Genomic DNA, 23,988 nt, shown 5'->3' on the forward strand with positions numbered 1-23,988 from the left:
CGATTAAAAGAAAAGTATTTTAATGTTTTATTCCAGCCATGAAGTTTTATAAGATGGATCTTCTACTTTCAAAGCTTCTTCAGTAATTTTTAAAGGGCGGAAAGGGTCTACCATTACAGCATATTCTTCCGTGAATTTTTTACCGATACTTCTTTCCATAGCACCAGGGTGTGGTCCGTGTACAATGCCTCCCGGGTGAAGGGTAAAATCCATGAGATCAATATGGTTACGGCTCATGAAATCACCTTCCGTATAGAACAATACTTCATCAGAATCAATATTGGAGTGGTTATAAGGAGCAGGAATTGCCTGTGGATGGTAGTCATACATTCTTGCACAGAATGAGCAGACTACGAAATTGTGTCCTTCAAAATTCTGGTGAACCGGTGGCGGTTGGTGAATTCTTCCGGTAATCGGTTCGAAGTTTTTAATATTGAATTTATAAGGATAAAAATAGCCATCCCAGCCCACTACATCAAACGGGTGTGTTGCGTAGATGAAATCTGTAATCTGGTTTTCTTTTTTTACTTTGATCAGGAATTCTCCTTTTTCATCGATCGGTTCTTTGAAAGCTGGAGCGATAATATCTCTTTCGCAGAATGGAGAATGTTCCAGAAGCTGCCCGAATTCATTTCTGTATCTTTTCGGAGTGTAAATAGGAGAGTGGCTTTCTAAGACAAAAAATACGGTATCATCAGACTTCAGCTCCACCTGATAGATCGTTCCTCTCGGAATAATAAGATAATCTCCCGTTACGAACTCAAGATCTCCTACAAATGTTTTCAAAATTCCGGTTCCGTTATGAACGTATAAAAGCTCATCACATTCTGCATTTTTGTAGAAATAATCCATCGATTTTCTCGGCTTTGCCAATCCCATTTTCAGGTCGCTGTTCATCAAAAGGATCTTTCGGCTGTCCATAAAGTCGTCCTCAGGTGTGACATTCATTCCCTTAAACATTCTTGGAGTGATGTTTTTTTCCACAGCGATTTTAGGAGTGACATCTTTCGGCTCACCGATAGATTTGATCTGCGTAGGGCGGTGGATATGATATAGCAGAGAAGAAATACCATGGAAGCCTTCCGTACCGAAAAGCTGCTCATAGTAAAATTTATCTTCCGGAGACTTAAAGATCGTATGCCTTTTTGGTGGGATATTTCCCGATTGATGATATCTCATTTTACTTTCATATGTAGTTTCTCAAATTTAATCATTTTTCATGAATTGGATGAATCTATATTTTTCAGTCAAAGTTTTGTATTTGAAAAATAATTGTTAGATTTGTCTAACAATTTTAATTTCATGAAGCGAATATTATTTTCTGTCATTTTTTTATCAACTTATTGTTTTGCGCAGGAGACCGACAGCTTGAGTTTACAGCAGACTAAAATCCAGGATTCAGTGAAAGTGAGGAAGAAGGAATTTAAGACAAGTAACATCGAAGATGTAGTGGTGACCGGTACTATAAAACCCATGAGCAGATCCAAAAGTCCCGTGGCAGTGGAGATCTACAGTCAGAAATTTTTTCAGAAAAATCCGACTCCCAGTATTTTCGAGGCTATTGCAATGGTGAACGGGGTAAAACCTCAGCTGAACTGTTCTGTGTGCAATACAGGAGATATTCATATCAACGGACTGGAAGGACCTTATACGATGATCCTGATTGACGGAATGCCGATTGTAAGTTCACTTTCCACTGTTTATGGACTGAGCGGAATCCCTAATAGCTTGGTGGATAGAATAGAAGTGGTAAAAGGCCCGGCGTCTTCCATTTACGGTTCTGAAGCCATGGGAGGAGTGATTAATATTATCACTAAAAATGCTTTGACCGCTCCCAAGCTGAGTGTAGATCTGATGACCAGCACATGGAGTGAGAATAATCTGGATCTTTCTACGAAGTTTAATGTGGGCAAGAATGCAGCTTCATTATTAAGTTTGAATTATTTCAGTTTTCAGGAAAGGATAGATCAGAATAAAGATAATTTTACGGATGCTACACTGCAAAGCAGGATTTCGGTTTTCAACAAATGGAATTTTAAAAGAAAAGAAAACAGACAGGCCAGTTTTGCGATGAGATATCTGTATGAAGACCGTTTTGGGGGAGAAATGCAGTGGAACAAATCTTTCCGTGGAAGCGATGAAGTGTATGGAGAAAGTATTTATACCAACAGAGCAGAGGTTTTCGGGTTGTACGAATGGCCGATGAAGGAACATATTGTTACCCAGTTTTCTTACAATTATCATGATCAGAATTCATTTTATGGTACCAATCCGTTCAATGCGACACAAAAGGTAGCTTTTGTGCAAACCTATTGGGACAGAAGTTTTGGTAAGCATGATATCACTGCCGGACTTACTTTCAAAAGAACTTATTATGATGATAATACACCAGGAACATTGGCTGCAGACGGTATCACGAATGCGCCGATGAAATCTCCGATCTGGGGTGCGTTTATCCAGGACCAGTGGGAGATCAATGAAAAAAATACCATACTGCTCGGATACAGATATGATTATGATAAAGTGCATCATTCCGTACACTCACCGAGATTTGCATGGAAATTCAATCCTAATCCATATCATACCTTACGTTTCAACTTTGGAACCGGTTTCAGGGTGGTGAATCTGTTTACGGAAGATCATGCAGCGCTTACAGGCTCAAGGGAGGTTGTGGTAAAATCGGACCTGAAACCGGAAAGATCTGTCAACGGAAATCTGAATTATATCTGGAAAATTCCGTTAGGAAACCGTTTGCTGAATCTTGATGCTTCCGCATTCTATACGTATTTCAGCAATAAAATCGTAGGTGATTTTGATTCTGATCCTGATAAAATCATTTATGACAATCTTCACGGATACGGAATTTCAAGGGGCGCTTCTCTGAATGTGGATTTTAGTTTTCAGTTTCCTTTGAGTGTTAATCTGGGAGTGACCTATCTGGATGTGTATCATAAATTTGATAATGAAAATCAAAAGACACAACAGCTGCATGCCCCGAAGTGGAGTGGTACTTATAGCCTGACCTACAAGTTTGCGAATAATCTGACCATTGATTTTACAGGACAGTTTTACGGACCAATGCGGCTTCCTGTTCTGGTAAATGACTTCCGTCCGGAATATTCACCATTTTATTCTCTGGCTAATATTCAGGTGTCTAAGAGCTTTAAATCAGGATTTGAGGTGTATTGCGGAATGAAAAACCTGTTCAATTTCAGACCTAAAGATCCTCTGATGAGACCATTTGACCCATTTGATAAACATGTTGATGATCCCATCAATAATCCTAATCATTATACTTTTGATACGGCATATGGCTATGCACCGATGCAGGGAATAAGAGGTTTCCTGGGAGTAAAATATACTTTGAAATGAAAAAATTGGCTTTATTTTTAATGTTAGTGCCCTGTTTTTATCTGTCTCAGATGAAGACAGGCACTTTTTCTGATCTTGAGGTTTTGCAGAAAGTAAATCCGAAGCCGGTGGTTATTCACCTTTATACGGATTGGTGTGTGGTCTGTAAAATTGAAACTTTCCGTTTGAATAAAGATAAAGAGCTGGTTAATATAATGAATGAACATTTTTATTTTATCAATTTCGAGGCAGAAAAGACGAAGGATAGAATTCATTTTCAGAATCAGGAGTTTGAATATCTGCAGAATGGAAATTCGGGAATTCATAAGCTGGCGCTGGCTTTGTCAAAAAATAAAAATCAGCCTGTGTATCCTTTGTGGGTATTTCTGGATAAGCATCAGAATCTGGTGTATTATCAGGAAGGGCAGATGACGCCTGAAAAAATGAAGCAGAAACTGTTGGAAATTTCTGCTTTATAAATTGGAAGGTTTTTGTTGGAAAACGCAAAGTTGTTGTTATTTCCCGCAGATTATACAGATAACGCAGATGTTTGAGTAAAAAAATCTGCAAAATTTGCTTTATCTGTGTGAGTTAAGGTTTCTGAATTTTGTTGGAAAACGCGAAGGCGCAAGTTTTTTCTTTGGTGATATTTTTAAGTCGCAAAGATTTTATCTGCGATAAAATTGTATATTCCTAATACTATATGGATTAATCTTTGCTGAAAATCTTTGATTTTCTTGCGCCATAAAACAACTTATTGTTTATTTTTTCTTTGCGACTTTGCGTTTTCCCAACTTTAAAAGTCTTTTTTATTTCCCACAAATTACAAAGATTCCATAGATTTTTTTCTTTAACGAATTTTAAAATGAGTAAGAACTATTCCAATCTTTAAATTTTTAAATCATTAAATCTTTCAATTATTCTAACTGACCACTTGCATCGATCAGCACAGCCAGCTGAATACAAGGTTCATCAGAACGGTTGCTCCATGCATGATCCGTTCCTCTCTGGATAACGATGTCGCCAGGTTTCAAAAGAGTTTCTCCTTCTTCCATGATGAGGTAAAGTTCGCCGGAAAGAATAATGATATAATCCAGTGTTGGCGTTTGATGCATCATCGGATGAGGTTCGTTCTTTTTCCATTCTACGCCTAAATCTTTATCTGGCGGAACCACCACATATCTGAAATAAGTGCCATTTTTAGGCGTTTGCGGAAATCCTGTGTTAGGAATTCTGGTTTCAAAATTCAGGCTTGCCGGCATTGTCTGAGTATTCCATACATCCGAAATGATAAGTCCTGGGAAATGTTCCACCGCGTTTTCTACTTGCTGATCCTCTATAATAACGGATTTTCCGTCTTTTATTCCTGTTACGATCCGTCTTGGTATTTTGTTCATAGATTAATGTTTCATGATTAGTTTGTGACCCTGGGTCTGGTTATTTTTTAGAATGGAATGTGCCTGCATAACAGTATCCAAAGAAAGGTTTCCAACTATTTTATATTGTGGAGGGGGAATTGTTTCATTCTCGATAAGTTTCTTTATTTCAAATAAGCTGTTTTTATAGTAATCATATTTTTTGATCTTCCCATAAGCATAATTGGAGATATTCATAATCATAGTTCCTTTATTGAACAGGGCTTCATGAGCATCTTTAGTGACTAAAGCGGTCACATCTACATAGGTTCCGTTAATTTTCAAAACCTCTGCGGTCACTTCAGACATATAGTTTCCCACCAGATCAATTCCATATTCGAAAGGTTGATCATTATTGGCTTTTAGAATATTACTGATTAGATTTTCTTCTTTATAGTTGATGATCTGATGATTTTTCAATCCCAGATTGAGAAGAATCTGTCTGTTTTCCTCGCTGCCAACCGTGGCTGTGATCTGTTGGATATTATGTGCTAATAAAATTTTGATCAGAAATGAACCGACTCCTCCGGTTGCTCCTGTTACTAAAACTGTATTTTCGGAGTTTAATTTCAAACGGTTAAAGATCTGTAAAGAAGTAAGCCCTGCTGAAGGAATGGCAGCCGCCTGCTCAAACGAAATATTGTTTGGTTTAAAAGAAACAATGGCCTCGGGAACGCTTATGTACTCTGCATAAGTACCGTTACTTCCCATAGAACCGCTTCCACAATAGACTTCGTCTCCAATATTGAATGCTGTAACCTCTGAACCTATATCAACTACAATTCCGGATAATTCTCTTCCTAATATCGGGGAACTGATCAGTTTTCGTTCCAGTTCATTTTCCAGCATCTGATAATCGATGGGATTGAAACCACTTGCTTTAATATGGATTAAAACTTCATTGCTTTTGGGTTTTGGCTGCTCTACCAGTGCGTTTTCCAGTGTTCCGTTCTTATTTAAAATAACTGCTTTCATTATTGTTAATTTGATACACAAATGTAAAAAGGGAATAGTTTATATTTGCTACTAGTTAACCAATGGTAACTAGTTACCTTCATGAAACTATTATGGCAAAAATTATTGAAAACGGTATCGAAAGAGAAGCAAGCTGTACAGAAGAACTGTTTGCAATGCGTGACAGTCTGGATGTTTTGGGAGGAAAATGGAAACTGATGATTTTACGGTATCTGACGAACAGACCGGATCAGATGATTCATTTTAAAAAGCTGGAACGCAGTATTGAAGGGATCTCTGCAAAAATGCTGAGCAAAGAATTAAAAGAGCTGGAAGCCAATCTCCTGATCACAAGAACCATTCAGGATACAAAACCTATTACGGTAACCTATGCTGTCACAGAATATGGAAAATCTGTATTTCCGGTAACAGAAACATTAGTCAATTGGGGAATCCTTCATCGTGAGAAAATCAAAGAATCAATGAGTTCTTCTGCATAATAAATCAAAAAAAATCCTCAGGCTCATATAGAGCTGAGGATTTTAAATAATACCAAATTGTTTATTAATTTTTGTTTAACCAAGACTGTATCAGTTCCGGGTGATCTTTCACCCATTCTTTGGCAGTGGCTTCTTTGTTTTTACTCTGTTCCATTTTCATTAAAAGATCAGACATGTTCTCATCATCAAAATGAAGTTTTGAAAAGAATATGGCCAGCTCCGGATGATCTTTCGCAAAGCTTTTCCTTGAATAAGTCTTAATCTGTTCCGCTTCACCATAAATCTTCTTGGGATCATCAAGAAACTTAAGCTTCATTTTTCCAAACATCCAATGAGGCTGCCATCCCGTTACCACAATCCATTGTTTGCGCTGTATGGCATTCTGTAACTCGGTGATCATGGCAATGGTAGAGGAGTTGATCTGCTGATAATCCAGTTTATAATCTATGATTGCTTTGTCTGTTCCGGTGGTTAATCCGGCTCCTTTTTCAATGCCTATGATTCTACGATTAAATTGATCTTTATGCTGATTGAGCTCTTCAATAGAGTTCACAGGAACATATTCCGGAACCACCAATCCTATACGGCCGTTGTCGTAATTGGTTCCAAGATGAGTCAGTCCCGGAAATTTAGCGAGCTTTTTTGCGTGAGTATATGGAAGCCAGACTCCCATGAAAAGGTCTGTATCTTCATTATTCATCGAAGCCAGGATCATATCTGTAGAGGCTTTTTGAATAATAACGTGATATCCCTGTTCATCCAGAATGGCTTTAGCAAGGTGTGTCATCGCAACATCTTCCGCCCAGCCATCTACCATTCCGATGGTGATATATTTAGAGTTTTTTATATTTTCACACGAACTTAATGCTGTAAATAGTAACATTAAAACGGGTAAAAACAGATATTTTAATTGTTTCATCTTATTGCTTTTTCTTTACAAATCCCTGGGTAATACGGTCCAGGATAATGGCTAAAATCACAACGGATAAACCACTTTCAAATCCTAACCCGATATCCAGATTATTAATTCCTTCCAGTACTTTCTCTCCCAAACCACCTGCAGCAATCATTCCTGCAATCACAACCATGGATAAGGATAATAATATCGTTTGATTGATCCCTGTTAAAATCGTTTTCATGGCTAAAGGAAGCTCTACTTTAAACAGAATTTGTCGGTTGGTTGCTCCAAAGGCTCTGGCTGCTTCTACAATATCTTTTGGAACAGCCTCAATTCCTAATGCCGTTAACCTTACTGCAGGCGGCATCGCAAAAATAATCGTTGCAAAAGCACCGGGTACTTTTCCGATACTGAAAAACAGCACCGCAGGAATCAGGTAGACAAAGGCTGGCATAGTCTGCATCAGATCCAGTAAAGGACGGATGATTTTGTCTGCTATTTTGCTTTTAGCGGCCAGAATTCCCAAAGGGATAGAAAGGATAAGGGCTGTAATAGTGGAAACAAAGATCAGTGCCAGCGTTTCCATAGTTTCTTTCCATAATCCCATTAAAAATATTAAGCTTAGTCCGGCTGCAGTTACCACAGCGATAGCTTTTCCGGCTTTCCACAGTGCCAAAAGGGTAAAGAAGAGAATAATTACATAAAAAGGTGTGTTTGTTAATACCCATTCAATCCCCATGATAGAGGCATTTCCTAAGTGTTTTATGACATCGAATACAGGTTTTCCGTTTTCTGTGAGCCAATTGATTGCAGTTTCTACATATTGACCTATATCTATAGTTTTATTCATCTTATTGGTTGTTTGCGATTTCTTTTAATTCAATAATTTCTTCTTCGTTAAACTTTGTGGCTTCTATGACCAGAGATAACTGGGTCACAAGACCTAAAAATTTATTGTCTTCATCAATCACGGCAATGGACGATTTATTTTCTGAGATCAGTGGTAACATTTCTTCAACAGTCACTTCAGGATACACTGAAGGAACATTACTGTTGATAATTGATTCTACTGTTGGTTCTTTCTTTTTGGCAATGCGTACGACATCGTTAAGAGTAACAAATCCAAGAAATTTATTCTGAAAATCTACGACAGGTAAGTTTTCCAGGCCTGTAGCCCTCATTTTTCTTAAAGCTCCTTCCGGACCGTCTTTTCTGAAGCGTACTACCGTTGCTTTGTCGAACATTAGAGATCTGGCAGTGATAATTGTTTTACGGTCTACTTTTTCCACGAATGCTTTCACATAATCGCTTGCTGGGTTGGTTAAAATTTCTTCCGCTGTTCCTATCTGTTCTATGACTCCATCTTTCATGATGACGATACGGTCTCCGATTTTAATGGCCTCATCCAGATCATGGGTAATGAAGACGATGGTTTTCTGTAAGGTATTCTGCAGTTCAAGCATCTGATCCTGCATTTCAGATTTGATCAATGGGTCAAGTGCAGAAAAGGCTTCGTCCATAAGCAGTACTTCAGGATCATTGGCCAAAGCTCTTGCTAACCCTACTCTCTGTTGCATTCCTCCTGAAAGTTGTGAAGGGTATTGGTTTTCAAAACCGGTTAATCCTACGATATCCAGTGCTTTCTGTGCCTTTTTATCGCGTGAAGCTTTATCTTCTCCTCTTATTTCCAGCCCAAAACCGGCATTGTCTAGAATCGTATGATGGGGGAGCAATCCGAATTTCTGGAATACCATGCTCATTTCCGTTCTTCTTACTTCCAGCAGTTCTTTGTTGTTTTTGCTGGTGATATCATCGTCATTGATGTATACTTTTCCGGAAGTGGGTTCATTCAGTCTGTTCAAACAGCGCAGTAAAGTAGATTTTCCACTTCCTGACAATCCCATGATGACAAAGAATTCTCCTTCATAGATTTCAAAACTTGCTTTGTTGATTCCTATGGTACAACCCGTTTTTTCAAGAATTTCCTTTTTGGAAAAACCTTTGTCCAGAAGTTCTTGTGCCTTTTCTTTGTTTTTACCAAAGATGATGGTCAGGTCTTCCACTTTAAGTTTTACTTTTCTAGTGTTTTCATTTTTTTCCATATTCAGAATTTTTCAATTAATAATTTGATATAAAAATTGTACATCAATTCATTATATCCATTTAGCTTTAGTTGTTCTGGTGATGACGATAGGATAAAATAATTTGCTAAGCCATTAGTGATAAAAGCTTTAAACAAAAAAATAACAGCATAAAGACCTGATGGCCTTATGTTTATTTTAAATATTTCAATAGATTATACTCTAGAAAAAGAGTGTATTATGTAAAAAGAAACTGATCTTTTACATAGATTCTACAATTAAATTACGGATGAGGTAATTAAAGATATGTGTACTGAACAACTTGAATGGCTACATTTCATCAAAATGCTTGCCAGCATCAAAAAACTGTATATCAATTTCTGATGACGGTGCAAATTTACGAATTTTATATTAAATGGATTTTTATGGCTGTAATTTGTTGGTTTTCAGTGTTGTTTTAAATCAGGTGTTTCACGGCATTTTTTCTCTTATCATTTAAGTTAAGAGAATATTGATGTGAGAAGAAACTTTGACGATAAACTCGTAAGGCTTATTTCAATAAAACGGCAATAATAGCAAGGATGGCAGGTAAAGCCTGAACGAAAAAAATTTTTTTAGTGGCAGAAATTGCTCCGTAGATTCCGGCAACGGCTACACATCCTAAAAAGAATAGCGCTACATTGGTCTGCCATTGCGGATCTTTAATCAGAAACGACCAGATCAGTCCGGCAGCCAGAAAACCATTGTAAAGCCCCTGATTGGCAGCGAGTCCTTTGGTTGGCTTAAACATTTCTGCAGGCAGAGCCGCTTTAAAAACTTCTTTTCCTTTGGTTTCCCATGCGAACATTTCCATCCAAAGAATATAAAGGTGTTCCAGTGCAACAACAGCGATCAGAATTTTAGCAACGATTTCCATGATTCAATATTTTCTCATTGTAAAACTAAAAAAATAAAGTTAAGTTTGAGTATTAATTCTTACAATGGACTCATTCAAATCGCATTTAAGCAAATTTATTACTGTAACTGACGAGGAATATACTTCTATTGTGTCCTTTTTTCAGATTCTTGATGTGAAAAAGAAACAGAATCTTGTGTTGGAAGGAGAGATCTGCCGGACGATGTATTTTGTGGTGAAAGGATGTCTGAGAAAGTTCTTCATCAACGAGAAAGGAGTGGAACAAACTACAGAATTTGCCATTGAGAACTGGTGGATAACGGATACATTTGCTTACGAAAGACAGATTCCAACAGATTTTTCTATACAGGCGGTAGAGCATTCTTCTATTTTGGTGATTGATCTGGAACGTCAGGAAGAATTATTAAAAAAACATCCTGTAATGGAAAGGTATTTCCGGATGATCTATCAAAGAGCTTATGCTGCTTCAGAAAGAAGAATCCGTTATTTGTATGAAATGTCCAGAGAAGAGCTTTATATGCATTTCAGCACATTATATCCTTGGTTTATCCAGAGAATTCCACAATATTTAATTGCTTCCTTTTTGAATCTTACTCCGGAATATCTGAGTGAAATCAGAGCAAAATTACGATCTTAAACCAGTTTAAGATTTTTACGGATCAGAAACCGGAAATTTGTCATGTGATTAAAAGCTAATGCAATGACAGATCAAAAAAATCAATTTCCGCAACTTTTTTTAAGACTGGCTCTTGCCGTAACGATGCTTTCTGCGGTGGCAGACCGGTTCGGATGGTGGAGCAAAGAAAATTCGTCATGGGGAAACATGGAGCGTTTTAAAGAATATACAAGAACGTTGACATTTTTCCTTCCGGAAGCTTTAAGTACGGTTTCAGCGTATGCCGCTACTTTTTTAGAAATTCTTTTTCCTTTGATGCTGATTTTTGGATTTAAAACAAAAATTGCGGCCTACGGAAGCTGTAGCTTATTGTTGGTTTTTGCCATATCCATGACCATTGCATCAGGACCCAAAGCCCCGCTGAACTATTCTGTTTGGGTGGGAAGTGCTGCTGCGCTTTTACTGGCAGTACAACAACATTATTCTTTAAGTATAGATCAATTAACCAAAAAATAATACATATTATGAGCGCAAGATTGAATATTGCAACAGTAGATTCAGCAGCATATAAAGCAATGCTGGGATTGGAAGGATATTTACAAACTATTTCTTTGACACCCATTCAGAAGGAGCTGATTAAGATTAGAGCTTCACAGATCAATAAATGTGCTTTCTGTCTTGATATGCACACCAAAGATGCCATCAAATACGGAGAAAATCCTCAAAGAATCTTTATTCTGAACGGATGGACAGAAGCCAAAGAGTTTTTCACCGAGGAAGAGCAGGCATTGCTGGCCATGACAGAAGAAATTACTCTGATCAGCGACAAGGGATTAACTGAAGAAACCTATCAGAAAGCAAAATCTTTCTTTGATGATAACCAGATTGCCCAGATCATTATGGCGATCATAACCATCAATGCCTGGAACAGAATTGCAGTAAGTACCCATCTTCCGATTGCAAAATAGTGAAGTCGGGAAGATGGGTGATGGAGGATGGAAGTTGATGAAGACTGCATCATCTACGGATGTTTACTTTATTTTAAGAAACGGCCTTTCAAATTTTTTGAAAGGCCGTTTTGATGCAAGATGCAAAGTGACAGTGTAACAGGGTTCAGGTATTAATTCTAAAAATAAATTCTAAGGTTAATTTTATTTTTTAAACCGGAATTACATTGTCTCTCCGTTTCTCAGATTATATTTTTAATATTTACATTAATAAATAGCCACAGGATTTACATTCACCTGGGTAGAGCCAACATATAAAGGCTGTCCCAGCACGAATAAAAATTCCCAGATTTTTTGTTTCACCAACGGACGACTGTCTATCAGTTCCAGGTTATAGATTCCTTTTTTGGCCAGCATAAACTGATTGATAGGGAATTCTTCTTTACTTTTTGGGTTAGGATAGACTTCAGAAGCCCAGGTGTCACCGCCAAAAGCTACGATACCCTGATCGGCTAGCCATTTTGCAGCGTCCATTCCGATTCCCGGTTCAGTTTCCAGGAATTGCTGGTTGTTTTTACCAATCAATTCAAGCCATCCGGTATTAAACAGTATAATATCGCCTTTTCTCAGGGTAAGCCCCTGCTTCTTTAAAACAGATTGGATGTCTTCCACCGTAAATTCTGTTCCTCCCGGTACAATTGATTTTCCATAATGGGCAGTCATATCAAGAATTACACCGCGGGTAACGAAAGGAGGAACTTTTTCAACACCCAGTTTTTTCACTCCTTCTACGGTTACAAAGTCTGTTGCTTTATTTCCGTTATAGTATGTGTTGTCAATTCCGATGTGCCCGATTCCGTTAAGCTGGGTTCCCACTCCGGTCCATCCGTTCACCAGTTCATCATTGAAGGTAAATTTATTCGGTCCTATGCTTTTTCCTCCCTGTTCTCCGGGCTGGATATTGTATAAATTGAAACTTCTGTGTCTGAAAGCAGGAAGATTTTTGTCAATAGGAATTGCAAGTGCTAATGTTTTACCTTGTTTTACAAGTCCCAGAGCCTGTTTTACAACTTCAGGAGTCAACAAATTGGCGGCTCCTATTTCATCTTTTGAGCCATAAGCAGAAGGATACCATGATTGGTCTTCGGGGTTAACGAGGGTCTGAGCATTTAATGAAATGCTGTTTATAGTCAATAGTGTCGCTAACCCGAACACTTTGATCAGATTATTTTTCATTTTTATAAGGATTGAGGTTTAAGAAGGGAAGCTGGAAGCTGGGAGAGGGAAATTCTATTAGTGTATTGATAATTAGGTGGTTTCTATGCACTTTTCTGCATGTAACAAAGAGATTCCTCCTTCGTCGGAATGACAGTTGGAGTTCAATCGTAAACCAATCTATTGGTTATCCGACATCAATAACTTCCTTCTTCCAGCCTCTTTCTTCCAGCTTTATATTATATCTCGCTTAAAGCCGAATTGATAAACTTCAGTTCTTCCTGTGAAAGGTCAATAGACATTGCCTTTGCATTTTCAATAGCCTGCTGTGCATTTCTTGCTCCTGCCAATACAACGGTAATGGCTGGTTGTAAAGTTGTCCATCTTAAAACAAGCTGAGAAAGGCTGGCTCCTTTTTCCTGAGCAATAGGTTCAATTTTTTCTAAGAAAGTTTTTACTTTATTCAAATCAAACTGAGAGAAATATCCGTTTCTGTGGTCATTATCTTTCAATTGGGTTTCTTTGAAATATTTACCGGTTAAAAGACCTCTTTCCATCGGACTGTACACGATAATTCCTGAATTGTTTTCCAAAGAATAAGGAACAAGATCATTTTCAATAGCACGGTTCAGCATACTGTAAGAAACCTGGTTGCTGGCAAGCTTTAAGGTTCTGTTAGCTTCTTCCATTTGAGCCACGCTGTAATTGCTTACCCCTGCGGCACGGATTTTTCCCTGCTGGATCAATAGTTCCATAGCTTCCATTGTTTCGCAGATAGGTGTAGTACTGTCCGGCCAGTGAAGCTGTAAAAGATCGATATAATCTGTCCCTAATCTTTTTAAACTCTCTTCAACTTCCTTGATGATGTTTTCTTTAGAAGCTAATTTGTACACCGGAAGAACTTGTCCTTCATCTTCTGCATCAAAGAAAAATTCTCCCTTACCATTATTGCTTCCGTCCCATACCAATCCGAATTTTGTTAAAAGCTGGATTTTTGAACGATCTTTTCCTTTGATAGCCTCACCTATCATTTCTTCGCTCAATCCGAAACCGTAGAATGGTGCAGTATCGATAGATGTTACACCATGATCCAATGATGCGTGAATGGAGTTGATAGAATCCTGTTTTTCATTACCTCCCCACATATTTCCGCCGATTGCAAATGCTCCGTGTGTGATTGTTGATAATTCTAAATCAGTGTTTCCTAATTTTCTGTATTCCATTTTGTTTTAATTGTTATGTGTAAACCACCCCGTCAAAAATTCTTTGAATTTTCGCCACCCCTCCACTGGAGGGGAATTCTCACCGTTTCAATGTTGACACTTTTAAGAACTTTTTCGATATAAAAAGACTTTAAATATTCTTCTCTGTATTCTGATTAGAAACTTCTTTTTATTTAAGTGTCTGAAACTTTTGTGACTTTTGTGGTTAAAAATTATTTGTTATTTAATTCCTTTAAAATTGCTTCTCCAACACTCTTTGCAGACTGTGGATTCTGTCCTGTGATCACTCTCTGATCCGTTACCACATGATTCTGCCAAAGCCCTGATTTTTCAAATTTTGCTCCTCTTTCTTTCAGCTTATCTTCCAGTAAGAAAGGAACAACATTCGTTAATTTTACTTCAGACTCCTCTTCATTGGTAAAAGCATTGATTTTCTTGCCGTCTACAAGATATTTTCCATTATTCAGTTTGATATTCACCAAACCTGCGGGACCATGACATACTCCGGCTACAATACCGCCGTTTTCATAAATTTTGGAAGCAATGTCTGCCAGTTCTATATTATCTGCAAAATCCCACATCGCACCATGCCCTCCGGCATAAAAAATGGTTGAATATTCCTTAGGATCGACCTGTGACGGCGTCATAGAATGGTCAATTTTGTTTTTATATTCCTTGTTCTCCCAGAATTCTTTGTTGACAGGATCTTTCAAATCGAAACCGTCTACCGGAGGAGTTCCGCCTTGTGGACTTACAAAGTCTATTTCATATCCTGCCTTGTGAAGGACTTCCCATGGGTGGGAGACTTCACCCAGATAATATCCTGTATCTTCGCCAGTGCTGCCTTTTTTATCATGACTGGTTACGACAAATAAAATTTTCTTTTTCATATTTTTTGATTTTTTGGTTTGTGCCTGAACGAATCCTATTGTAAAGACTGCCAGCATTAAGAACGCTAATTTTTTCATGATTAAATAATATGGGTAGTATAAATCTGTGGTTTCTCCTGAAGCTTTTCTTCAACCAAAGCTCCGAAAGCCTGGATGTAAGGCTGCTGATTATGCTGAGCCAGTCCTTCCTCGCTTTTCCAGATTTCGTAGAAAACAAATTCATTTTTGTTTTCAATTCCCTGGTGTAAGCTGTAAAGTTCACAAGCTTCTTCTTTTCTCGTTTCTTTTACCATATTTTGAAGAACTTCCAGTACTTCGGCCTGATGTTCTTCTTTTGATTTTATAATCGCTGTGAGATGAATTTTCATATTTAAATAAAATTTTCAATTGAATTATAGACCGGGTTCCATCCCAGTTCTGTTTTGGCTTTACCTGCACTGCATATACTGTTGGATGCAAATCCGAAATAGCCGCCCGCAGGACCAAAATTGTCAACAGCATCCTGTACGCTTAAAGATCTGGCAGGTTCCAGATGATATTTTTTGCTGATAATTTCCGCAATGTTTCTTAAAGATGAGGCTCCGTTTTCTGCATAATAAATGGAACCTTCTTTTGCTTTTTCCAAGGCCAGCACATAAAGATCTGCCAAATCTTCAATATGTAAATTGGACCAGATATTTTCACCTTCGCCAAAATATACACCATGTCCTTTTTTCTGTGAGAAATCAATCAGAGCAGGGATCTGGATGCTGTCTTTTTTTATTCCCAGGCCTTCTCCATACACCATGGTAGGAACAATAACGATACTTCTTATCTTCTTTTGAACCGATTGAAGTACATGATTATTGATAAGTACTCTTGATGCCATTTCCAGTCTTGGAGTCAAAGGGAAATCTTCTGTATAAACAAAATCACTTTTTTTTCCATTTTCTTTACCTCCAAAAATCGCAGATCCTGAAGTAAAGATAAATGTTTTATGACTTCCCTCCAGAGCTTTGATCAGGTTATCTACAGCATAGGCATCGTCTGCAGAGTCTGCATTGTGAATGACTGCTTCAACATCGGCAACGGCTGCTTTTATAAGATTTTCATTGTGGATATTCCCGACAATTGTCTTGATTCCCAATGATTCAAGCTCCTGTACATGAGCTTTGTTACGAACGAGTCCTGTCACTTCATAATTTCTGTCAAGCATTTTTTTTGCGATAGTTCCGCCAATATAGCCGGTAATACCTGTGATCAGTACTTTTTTCATGATACCAATTCTGGTTTTAATTCTTTTTCAAAAACATTTCTCACATGCTCTCTGTAAAGCTTCATATCGCGTTCTATATTAGCATTTTTCTCTACATCGTGGAAGTGGAAGCTTTCCATTTTTTCCATAGAAACAAAAGCATTCATTCTGTGGAAACCAAATAACGGACCTTCATCCACGCTTTTTTCATTAAAGAACTCTCCTGGAAGCGTGAAAGCAGTTGCTGGAGCGTTCCAGCTTGTAGTCAGCATATATTTTCTGCCACCAAGCATTCCTCCTGTTCCATAGTTGATTTCTGGATTTTCAGCTTTTCTTCCGTCACTCATATAAATTCCTTTGGCATGACCTGCAGTGAATACTTCGTCAATATATTTTTTCAATCCGTTCGGAAGCTGGAACCACCAGATCGGAGTGTGGTAAATAATATAATCTGCCCATACAAACTTCTTCACTTCTTCGTCTTTATCATAATTTTCACTTACATTAGTGATCTTTATTTCCACATTATCAAATTCTTTAAGAGCTGCTATTGTATTTTCTGCGATGGTCTGATTATATTTTCCTCCGGAATGTCCGAAATTCTGTCCTCCGTTGATAATTAGTACTTTTTTCATTTTTTATGATTGTTTAAATTTTACTCTGCAAAGTTAGATCAGATGTTTGTATAATAAAAATAATATAAATTATATGAAATTATTATTAAAATTATAGTTTGTTGAATTTAAGATTGAGAGTGGATGGTGAATGGTCAATAGCGAATAGTCAATTCGCTTTGCTTGTGAATTTTTGTGTATATACCAGTTCACTATTGACTTTTCGAAGCAAAAATTGACAATTTACTTTTTCTCATTTCATGGTAAAATGTCATATTATATCTGAACTGGAATTCTTTTCTGTCGTGTAAATTTGTCTAACAAATTGAAGGACAATGATACAGATAGCGATTTTTAGTGATGTGCATGGAAATCTGCCTGCATTAGAAGCAGTGTTGAAAGATATAGAGCAAAGAGGAATTGGGCAGAAGTTCTGTCTTGGAGACCTTGTAGATTTTGCACCCTGGGGAAATGAAGTGATCGAAAAAATAAGAAGCCTGAACATTCCCTGTCTTATGGGAAATCATGATGAAAGAATAGCCTTTGATATTCCTGTAATTCCTTTGTCTAAACATTCAGAAGAAGAGACTGAGGCCCGGTTCATTGCCATAGACCATTCTAAAAAACATATTACAGAACAGAATAAAAAATTTCTTGCTGAACTTCCTTTTCATTTAAAATTAAATTATAAAACAGGTAAAAAACACTGGAACATTCAGTTGGCTCATTCCAGTCTGGAAAGCAATGATACCTATCTGTATGAATCAGAAAATGATAAGGTTTTTAGGTTGATGCTGGGAAGTGCAGATGCTGATCTGATCGTGATGGGGCATACCCATCTGTCATTTAAAAAACAGTTTGAAAATAATACATGGGCTGTCAATTGTGGTTCTGTAGGCCGTTCCAAAGAGGAGAATAGACTGGCTTCTTATTTGGTATTGACTTTGGACGAAGAAAAAATCACGCCTGAAATTGTACAATTATCTTATCCGATTGATGAAACCGTCCGTCAGATAAGGGAAAGCGGCATTCCCGATTATTATGCATCATTTCTGAAGAATGAAAAAGTATCAATATTATAATTATTTTGTAAATTTACTTCAGAATATTAATAATTAAGTCATGGTTAATTTAGAATGGTATCGCACTTTTAAAGCGATCTATAAAACCGGGACACTGACAGGCGCAGCAGATGCTTTATTCATTTCGCAGCCGGGAGTTAGTCTTCATTTAAGCTCTTTGGAAGCTTATGTAGGGTATAAACTGTTCGACAGAACCGGTAGAAAAATGATTCCTACGGAACGCGGAAAAGTATTATTTAATGCAGTTACCGAACCACTTGCCAAACTGGAGGAAGTGGAGAAAAATTTTCAGAAATCCACAGAAAAACTTACGCCCACCATTAGCGTGGGAATGTGTTTTGAGACCTTCCAGACTACCCTGGAACAGTATGTTTCTTCACTGCCTTTTAACCTGATCATCAATTTTGGAGAATATCCCGAAATGCTGGATCAGCTGGATAAAGGAATTCTGGATCTTATCATCACCCCGAAAAAAGGATCTTCACCCAATATAGAACATGAAGCATTCTCTTCCGAGCAGATCATTCTGGTAGGAGGGAAAGATGTAGATACTGTGGCTTTCAATAAAGTTTTAAAAACAAAAGATGCCGAGCAGATAGAGGAATGGCTGAAGAACGAAAAATGGTATGGAACTACAGGAGATATGGAACATCTTTTCCAGTTCTGGACCTTGAATTTTGGCCATAAACCGAATTTCCGGCCCAATTATATCGTTCCTAATCTGAATTCAATCATCCGTTGCCTGAAAGGAGGAACAGGATTAGCCGTAGTTCCTGATTTTCTATGCAAAAACGACATCGAAAGCGGTGATGTGAAACTGATCTGGGAAGGAAAGAAAAAGCTGGAAAATACCTTGTATTTCGGATGCCGTAAAAAAACGAATTATCAATCCGAAATAGAACATATTAAAGGGTTATTCCGGCAGGTGATGGGTAAGTAAAATCATATCCCGCATCTGTAAACCGTTTTCATAAATGGGAAATGGATAATTTTCAATAAAGAAATCTTTCCGGATTCCGGTTTTTATGAAACCGTTTTTCTCATAAAATCTGATCTGTTGGAAGCCGGTGTCCGATGTTCCAACAGTCAGTGTTTTATAATGATTTTCTCTGGCAATTTCCTTGGCCTTCTTCATCAGAATGCTTCCGATTCCTTTGCTTCTGTAGCTTTCAATCACAGCAATATTTTTAATTTCTATTTCTGTATCACTGGTTTTGAATAATGCCATCACAGCAATATCTTCTGTGTCGTCATGTAAAAGATAGATGTCAGATTTGAAAATATACTGATCAATGGCTTCTTTGGTTTCATCAGCAAGAAGGAGCAAGTGATAGGGGATTTCCGAATCAGAATATAATGGATTGAATGATAAGTTTTCCATTTACAGGCTCATATGAATAAGTGGATAATCTTTTCCGGAACCATCTTTTTCTGACCTTCCAATCTTTTTGAAACCCATTTTTTCGTAAAAACCAATGGCCTGAGGATTCTGTTCATTAACATCCACTTTGGTGAGGCCGGTCTTCTCTTTCATAAACTGATAAAGTGCTTTGCCATAACCTTTTCCACGGGTATTATTATGAATGAAAAGCATTTCCAGGTTGCCTTCTGCCACTGAAGCAAATCCTTTAGCCTCATTATCTTCAGTAATTAAATAAACTTCCAGATTAGGAAGATAATCTCTTGGAATGGCTTCTTTAAAATAATTGAAATCTTCTTCAGAAAGAAAATCGTGAGTGGCTTTTACTGCTGATTCCCATATTTCCATAATTCTTGGATAATCTTCTGCATGAGCCAGCCTGATATGTTGTGACATAATTTTTTGAATTTGAACAAAAATAGAGAAAATTGAGGAGGAATGCTAGCAGGAGTGAAGATTTAAGGATGGAAGATGGGGCTAGAAGTTAGAAAAAGTAGCATGATAAGTTTTATAGTCTGTTATCATTCCTCTTACTTAAAGGGGTGGATTTTTGAAAAGCAAAAAGACGGGGTAGTTTAAAAAAGTAATACAAGAGCAGTCTATTACCTTAAAACAGTAAAATTGGTAGACAGAATTCCCGATTTTTTGTTGCAAATTTGTTTATTCCTTTATATTAATCATTAAAATAAAGACTTATGCAAAAGAAAACCTATGCAGGACAACCTGTGGTAACATTAAATAACGGAGTGGATATTCCGGCTTTAGGCTTTGGAGTTTGGCAGATGGACGATCTGAAAGAATGTGAAAATGCAGTCATAAAAGCTATTCAGACAGGATACAGAATGATAGATACTGCTGCTATCTATCAGAATGAGACTGCAGTAGGGGCTGCCGTAAAAAACAGTGGTATAGACAGAGATGAACTGTTTATCACATCAAAAGTATGGGTTCAGGATCATGGATATGAAAAGGCTAAAAGTGCTTTCCAGAGAACATTAAACAGACTGCAGATGGATTATCTTGATATGTATCTTATCCACTGGCCATATGGGGATTTTCTGGGAACATGGAAAGCTTTGGAGGAATTATATCAGGAGGGAAAAATCAAAGCCATTGGGGTATGTAATTTTACTGTGGAGAAACTGGAAGAACTGAAAGCGAATTCAACTGTTTTACCGGTAATTAATCAAATTGAACTGCATCCTGTATTTCAGCAAAAAGAATTACAGGTGTATGACAGAGAAAATAATATCATAACACAGCCTTGGAGCCCGCTTGGGAACGGTAATGCCAATCTTTTAAGCAATCCTGACCTTAAAGCAATTGCTGAAAAATATGGTAAAACGGTTGCACAGGTTATTCTCAGATGGCATTTACAGGAAGGATTTGTGGTGATTCCAAAATCTGTGACCCCGTCAAGAATTGAAGAAAACTTTAATGTATTTGATTTTGAACTGACAGAAGAAGAAATGAATGTAGTCCGTTCATTGGATACTGGGAAAAGATTATTCTTTGATCCTAAAGATCCTGAATGGGAACAAAAAATGTTAAATTCCGTAGCGGATATTTAATAAAGAATATAAATTAATCATATTCCCACAGCTCTCACAAATTCACAGATTACAATCTGTATTTTCCGTGAAAGCTTTGGGAATTGTATTTTTCATTAAATGTGAAGAATATTATTTACTGTTGAAAATGAGGTATTCCTATTTTTTGTACCTTTTTAATTAAAATAATTCTTATGTTTTGGCCAGATACAATCCGTAAAAAACTAGGGATACAATACCCTGTTATTCAGGCTCCGATGTTTGGAGTAAGCACAGTACAGATGGCTGCAGCAGCGGCTAAAGCAGGCTGTCTGGGATCACTGGCACTGGCAGATCTTTCCGCAGATCAGTGTGCTGAACTGGTCAGGAAAATGAAGGAACTGACAGACAGACCTTTTTCAGCTAATATATTTACCCATCACATTCCTGAAGTGACGGATGGTTTAAAAGAAAAGTATATTAAAACCAAACAGTTTATCCAGCAGCTGGCCAGAAAAAATGATATTGAAGTAGATCTTCCGGAACTTGAAACAATCAGTTTAAAAACTTATCATGAGCAGGTGGATGCCATCATTGAAGAAAACTGTAAAATTTTAAGCTTTACATTCGGAAATCTGGATGTTCAGAGTATTCAGAAATTAAAAGAAAACGGAGTTACCCTTATCGGAACCTGTACGTCTGTGAATGAAGCTTTGCAGCTTGAAAAATCAGGTATTGATATCATTTGTGTTCAGGGAATAGAAGCAGGAGGCCACAGAGGAAGTTTTGACGCGGAGCACATTCCGCAGATAGGAGGGTTGTCTCTGCTGTCTCAGGTATATGACCATGTCAATGTCCCTTTGGTCTATGCAGGAGGAATCTATCATGCAAAGACTTTAAAGGCTGTTAAAGATTTGGGCGCAAAGGGATTCCAGGTGGGTAATCTTTTATTGGCATCGCAGGAGAGTGCTTTGCAGCCTTTTGAAAAGGAAAGACTGAAAAAAGTAATAGAAGAAGAAATTGTTTTAACGAAGAGCTTTTCCGGACGATATGCCAGAGGAATAAAAAATCAATTTATAGAAACGGTTGAAAACTCAGAATATATTTTACCCTATCCTTATCAGAACAAGCTGACCAATGCCTTACGCAAAGCAGCAAAATCCTTGCAAAATCCAGAGTTTGTAGGAATCTGGGTTGGACAGTCTATTCACCGGTATAGTGAACTTTCCACAGAAGAAATTCTGAAAGGTTTAATCAGGCAGTGTGAAAAATACAGGTAATAAATAAAAAAGCTTCAGATCATACTTCTGAAGCTTTTTGTTTATTTTGTTAAATCAAGACCACCGAAATTTCCGGAACTCATCATCAGGTAAACACCATCTGTTTTATCCAGCGTATTCCAGTAGGCATGAAGATCTTCAGCATTGGTAAAAACCTTTAAATTCTCATTCCTAAATTTTTCTTTGATAAATTCAGGAGAAATAGGCTCCATTCTTTTGATCTTTAAAGCCTCTTCAGAGTAGAAGACAACAGTTTCATCCAGACCATCCATAGCATGGTCATACTGTTCAAGGAAAGCCGGATTTAAGCTTGAATAGGTATGCAGTTCAAGAAATCCATATTTCTTATCTTTCTTAAACTGTTCGGTAAATGCTTTTACTGCAGCCTTTACCTTACTTGGAGCATGGGCAAAGTCTTTGTAAAGTATTCCTTTATCTTCTCTTTCCACTTTTTCCAGACGTTTGGAGGCTCCTTTGAAGCTCATGATAGCCTCATAGAAATCTTCATCCATAATGCCAAGCTGCTGGCAGATATGTCTTGCTCCTTCAAGGTTTAACAGGTTATGCGCTCCAAAAACAGACAGCGGGACATCTCCCATTTCCGTTTTTAGATATACCTTACCATTACTGATTTCGTATTCAGGAGTTTTATAAGGAATTTTTCTGAAATAATTTTCTGCATTTTCCACCACTTTTACTACTTCCGCATCTTCTTCATTGTATACAAGAACACCTCCTGCAGTAATGCTTGCTACAAATTTTCTGAACTGTTCAATATAATCGTCAAATGTTTTGAATACATTGATATGGTCCCATGCAATCCCACTCATTAAAGCAATATTCGGCTGGTACAGTAAAAACTTTGAACGAAGATCAATAGGAGAGGAAAGATATTCGTCACCCTCCAGCACCATGAAATCATTATCCTGGGTAAGCTTTACCATACAGTCAAAACCTTCAAGCTGGGCACCTACCATGAAATCCACTTCTTTCTGGTGAAAATTCAATACATGAAGGATTATTGAGGTAATCGTTGTTTTACCATGTGATCCTGCAATGACAACCCTGGTTTTATTTTTAGACTGTTCGTAAAGAAATTCCGGATAAGAATATATTTTCAGACCCAGTTCCTTTGCTCTTGCCAGCTCAGGATTATCCTGGTGGGCATGCATCCCAAGAATAACAGCATCGATATCCGGGGTAATCTTTTCCGGGAACCAGCCCATTTCCTGAGGCAGAATTCCTTTCTTTTCCAGTCTGGATTTTGAAGGCTCAAAAATGGCATCATCAGAACCTGTCACCTGATATCCTTTATCTTTTAATGCGATTGCAAGATTATGCATGGCACTTCCGCCAATGGCAATGAAATGGGTTTTCAATTGTATTTACTGTTTTTTAACATTAGTATTAATGATCTGCTGGAAAGCCTCCAGAATGTTATTCCAGTTGGTCTGGTAATTCGGGATGATCATGCTTGCATCCGTTTTACTGCCTTCATTAGGGCCTTTTCTGACATTGATGGAAGTTGAAATATTGTCGTACAATTTTTTACGGTCTTCCTGTATTCTTCTGAAATTGTTCTGAGAAAGAACCTGGTCCAGTTTCTTTAAATCTTCATCAGAAATTTTAAAATCCTGTTTATATTTCTTTCCCTGTCCTTCAAAAGAATAATGTACATTATTACCTTTTATAAGCAGATTTTCATAAATGGGAGCAAAGCCACCGCTTTTCGAATAGCTGATGTCAAAATCCGAATATACTTTCTGGCTGTTGCATGAAACTAATACTATGATTGCGAATAATATTCCAAGTATTTTGTTCAT

Annotated in this window: 27 protein-coding genes; 10 read left to right on the forward strand and 17 right to left on the reverse strand. The window is 37.5% G+C overall.

The features are described 5' to 3' along the window. Window positions 1-27: 27 nt before the first annotated feature. Window positions 28-1,179: a homogentisate 1,2-dioxygenase gene (locus AC3FI7_RS21215; protein ID WP_291904908.1), complete on the reverse strand. Its 1,152-nt coding sequence runs from the start codon at window positions 1,177-1,179 to the stop codon at window positions 28-30. 123 nt (window positions 1,180-1,302) lie between these two features. Here AC3FI7_RS21215 and AC3FI7_RS21220 point away from each other — a divergent pair, with 123 nt between their 5' ends. Further along, the gene (locus AC3FI7_RS21220; protein ID WP_491460843.1) at window positions 1,303-3,372 is read left to right on the forward strand and encodes a TonB-dependent receptor plug domain-containing protein; all 2,070 of its coding nucleotides are present in this window, start codon (window positions 1,303-1,305) and stop codon (window positions 3,370-3,372) included. 50 nt (window positions 3,373-3,422) lie between these two features. Further along, on the forward strand, window positions 3,423-3,830 hold the full coding sequence (locus tag AC3FI7_RS21225) for a thioredoxin fold domain-containing protein (protein WP_491460844.1): 408 nt from the start codon (window positions 3,423-3,425) through the stop codon (window positions 3,828-3,830). Between the two features lie 438 nt (window positions 3,831-4,268). Here the strand turns inward: AC3FI7_RS21225 and AC3FI7_RS21230 are convergent, their stop codons facing one another. Together AC3FI7_RS21230 and AC3FI7_RS21235 are read right to left on the reverse strand one after the other, a co-directional pair. Then, window positions 4,269-4,748: a cupin domain-containing protein gene (locus AC3FI7_RS21230; RefSeq protein ID WP_491460845.1), complete on the reverse strand. Its 480-nt coding sequence runs from the start codon at window positions 4,746-4,748 to the stop codon at window positions 4,269-4,271. A 3-nt stretch (window positions 4,749-4,751) separates the two neighbouring features. Continuing rightward, window positions 4,752-5,741: an NADP-dependent oxidoreductase gene (locus tag AC3FI7_RS21235; RefSeq protein ID WP_343661438.1), complete on the reverse strand. Its 990-nt coding sequence runs from the start codon at window positions 5,739-5,741 to the stop codon at window positions 4,752-4,754. A gap of 92 nt (window positions 5,742-5,833) precedes the next feature. Between AC3FI7_RS21235 and AC3FI7_RS21240 the strand changes: the two genes are divergently transcribed. After that, window positions 5,834-6,220, forward strand: a complete 387-nt coding sequence (locus AC3FI7_RS21240; protein ID WP_343661439.1) for a winged helix-turn-helix transcriptional regulator — start codon at window positions 5,834-5,836, stop codon at window positions 6,218-6,220. A 64-nt stretch (window positions 6,221-6,284) separates the two neighbouring features. Here the strand turns inward: AC3FI7_RS21240 and AC3FI7_RS21245 are convergent, their stop codons facing one another. The 4 genes from AC3FI7_RS21245 to AC3FI7_RS21260 all read right to left on the reverse strand — a co-directional run bounded on the left by AC3FI7_RS21245 (window position 6,285) and on the right by AC3FI7_RS21260 (window position 10,115). Further along, on the reverse strand, window positions 6,285-7,139 hold the full coding sequence (locus tag AC3FI7_RS21245) for a glycine betaine ABC transporter substrate-binding protein (RefSeq protein ID WP_491460846.1): 855 nt from the start codon (window positions 7,137-7,139) through the stop codon (window positions 6,285-6,287). 1 nt (window position 7,140) lies between these two features. Beyond that, window positions 7,141-7,968, reverse strand: coding sequence for an ABC transporter permease (locus tag AC3FI7_RS21250; protein WP_047429375.1), 828 nt, complete (start codon window positions 7,966-7,968; stop codon window positions 7,141-7,143). Window position 7,969: 1 nt separating this feature from the next. Further along, window positions 7,970-9,220: a quaternary amine ABC transporter ATP-binding protein gene (locus AC3FI7_RS21255; protein ID WP_491460847.1), complete on the reverse strand. Its 1,251-nt coding sequence runs from the start codon at window positions 9,218-9,220 to the stop codon at window positions 7,970-7,972. 529 nt (window positions 9,221-9,749) lie between these two features. Next, window positions 9,750-10,115, reverse strand: a complete 366-nt coding sequence (locus AC3FI7_RS21260; RefSeq protein WP_047429381.1) for a DUF1304 domain-containing protein — start codon at window positions 10,113-10,115, stop codon at window positions 9,750-9,752. Window positions 10,116-10,179: 64 nt separating this feature from the next. Here AC3FI7_RS21260 and AC3FI7_RS21265 point away from each other — a divergent pair, with 64 nt between their 5' ends. The 3 genes from AC3FI7_RS21265 (at window position 10,180) to AC3FI7_RS21275 (ending at window position 11,699) form a co-directional block, all read left to right on the forward strand. After that, entirely contained in the window at window positions 10,180-10,752 is a 573-nt protein-coding gene (locus tag AC3FI7_RS21265; RefSeq protein WP_491460848.1) for a Crp/Fnr family transcriptional regulator, read from the forward strand. 63 nt (window positions 10,753-10,815) lie between these two features. Beyond that, window positions 10,816-11,247: a DoxX family membrane protein gene (locus AC3FI7_RS21270; protein WP_491460849.1), complete on the forward strand. Its 432-nt coding sequence runs from the start codon at window positions 10,816-10,818 to the stop codon at window positions 11,245-11,247. Window positions 11,248-11,255: 8 nt separating this feature from the next. Further along, window positions 11,256-11,699, forward strand: coding sequence for a carboxymuconolactone decarboxylase family protein (locus tag AC3FI7_RS21275; protein WP_142726447.1), 444 nt, complete (start codon window positions 11,256-11,258; stop codon window positions 11,697-11,699). A 246-nt stretch (window positions 11,700-11,945) separates the two neighbouring features. Here the strand turns inward: AC3FI7_RS21275 and AC3FI7_RS21280 are convergent, their stop codons facing one another. The 6 genes from AC3FI7_RS21280 to AC3FI7_RS21305 form a co-directional block, all read right to left on the reverse strand. Next, window positions 11,946-12,914 (reverse strand): cyclase family protein, encoded by a 969-nt coding sequence (locus tag AC3FI7_RS21280; RefSeq protein WP_491460850.1) that lies wholly within the window; start codon window positions 12,912-12,914, stop codon window positions 11,946-11,948. A 218-nt stretch (window positions 12,915-13,132) separates the two neighbouring features. Beyond that, window positions 13,133-14,116: an aldo/keto reductase gene (locus AC3FI7_RS21285; RefSeq protein WP_142726449.1), complete on the reverse strand. Its 984-nt coding sequence runs from the start codon at window positions 14,114-14,116 to the stop codon at window positions 13,133-13,135. 212 nt (window positions 14,117-14,328) lie between these two features. Beyond that, complete coding sequence (locus tag AC3FI7_RS21290) at window positions 14,329-15,084, reverse strand: type 1 glutamine amidotransferase domain-containing protein (RefSeq protein ID WP_491460851.1); 756 nt, start codon at window positions 15,082-15,084, stop codon at window positions 14,329-14,331. A 2-nt stretch (window positions 15,085-15,086) separates the two neighbouring features. Beyond that, window positions 15,087-15,374 (reverse strand): putative quinol monooxygenase, encoded by a 288-nt coding sequence (locus tag AC3FI7_RS21295; protein ID WP_142726450.1) that lies wholly within the window; start codon window positions 15,372-15,374, stop codon window positions 15,087-15,089. Between the two features lie 2 nt (window positions 15,375-15,376). After that, window positions 15,377-16,261, reverse strand: a complete 885-nt coding sequence (locus tag AC3FI7_RS21300) for an NAD-dependent epimerase/dehydratase family protein (RefSeq protein ID WP_491460852.1) — start codon at window positions 16,259-16,261, stop codon at window positions 15,377-15,379. Then, window positions 16,258-16,875 (reverse strand): NAD(P)H-dependent oxidoreductase, encoded by a 618-nt coding sequence (locus tag AC3FI7_RS21305; protein WP_142726452.1) that lies wholly within the window; start codon window positions 16,873-16,875, stop codon window positions 16,258-16,260. Before AC3FI7_RS21305 ends, AC3FI7_RS21300 begins: the two co-directional genes overlap by 4 nt. Window positions 16,876-17,189: 314 nt before the next feature. Between AC3FI7_RS21305 and AC3FI7_RS21310 the strand changes: the two genes are divergently transcribed. Both AC3FI7_RS21310 and AC3FI7_RS21315 read left to right on the forward strand, forming a co-directional pair. Continuing rightward, the gene (locus AC3FI7_RS21310; protein WP_491460853.1) at window positions 17,190-17,936 is read left to right on the forward strand and encodes a metallophosphoesterase family protein; all 747 of its coding nucleotides are present in this window, start codon (window positions 17,190-17,192) and stop codon (window positions 17,934-17,936) included. 40 nt (window positions 17,937-17,976) lie between these two features. Beyond that, window positions 17,977-18,876, forward strand: a complete 900-nt coding sequence (locus AC3FI7_RS21315) for a LysR family transcriptional regulator (protein WP_343661456.1) — start codon at window positions 17,977-17,979, stop codon at window positions 18,874-18,876. Here AC3FI7_RS21315 and AC3FI7_RS21320 read toward each other — a convergent pair. Continuing rightward, window positions 18,850-19,317, reverse strand: a complete 468-nt coding sequence (locus AC3FI7_RS21320; protein WP_491460854.1) for a GNAT family N-acetyltransferase — start codon at window positions 19,315-19,317, stop codon at window positions 18,850-18,852. The two genes, AC3FI7_RS21315 and AC3FI7_RS21320, sit on opposite strands and share 27 nt — an antisense overlap. Then, entirely contained in the window at window positions 19,318-19,752 is a 435-nt protein-coding gene (locus tag AC3FI7_RS21325) for a GNAT family N-acetyltransferase (RefSeq protein ID WP_491460855.1), read from the reverse strand. A 299-nt stretch (window positions 19,753-20,051) separates the two neighbouring features. On the opposite strand from AC3FI7_RS21325, the gene AC3FI7_RS21330 reads away from it, so the two are divergent. Together AC3FI7_RS21330 and AC3FI7_RS21335 are read left to right on the forward strand one after the other, a co-directional pair. Next, window positions 20,052-20,927 (forward strand): aldo/keto reductase, encoded by an 876-nt coding sequence (locus tag AC3FI7_RS21330; protein WP_142726457.1) that lies wholly within the window; start codon window positions 20,052-20,054, stop codon window positions 20,925-20,927. Window positions 20,928-21,100: 173 nt separating this feature from the next. After that, window positions 21,101-22,165 carry an NAD(P)H-dependent flavin oxidoreductase gene (locus tag AC3FI7_RS21335; protein WP_491460856.1) on the forward strand — a complete coding sequence of 355 codons (1,065 nt, stop codon included), beginning with the start codon at window positions 21,101-21,103 and terminating at the stop codon, window positions 22,163-22,165. 41 nt (window positions 22,166-22,206) lie between these two features. On the opposite strand, the gene AC3FI7_RS21340 is transcribed toward AC3FI7_RS21335, so the two are convergent. Continuing rightward, on the reverse strand, window positions 22,207-23,544 hold the full coding sequence (locus AC3FI7_RS21340) for a UDP-N-acetylmuramate--L-alanine ligase (protein ID WP_491460857.1): 1,338 nt from the start codon (window positions 23,542-23,544) through the stop codon (window positions 22,207-22,209). A 6-nt stretch (window positions 23,545-23,550) separates the two neighbouring features. After that, window positions 23,551-23,988, reverse strand: a complete 438-nt coding sequence (locus AC3FI7_RS21345) for a hypothetical protein (protein ID WP_142726460.1) — start codon at window positions 23,986-23,988, stop codon at window positions 23,551-23,553.

This window comes from Chryseobacterium sp. TQ-BC-N36 (assembly GCF_058382295.1).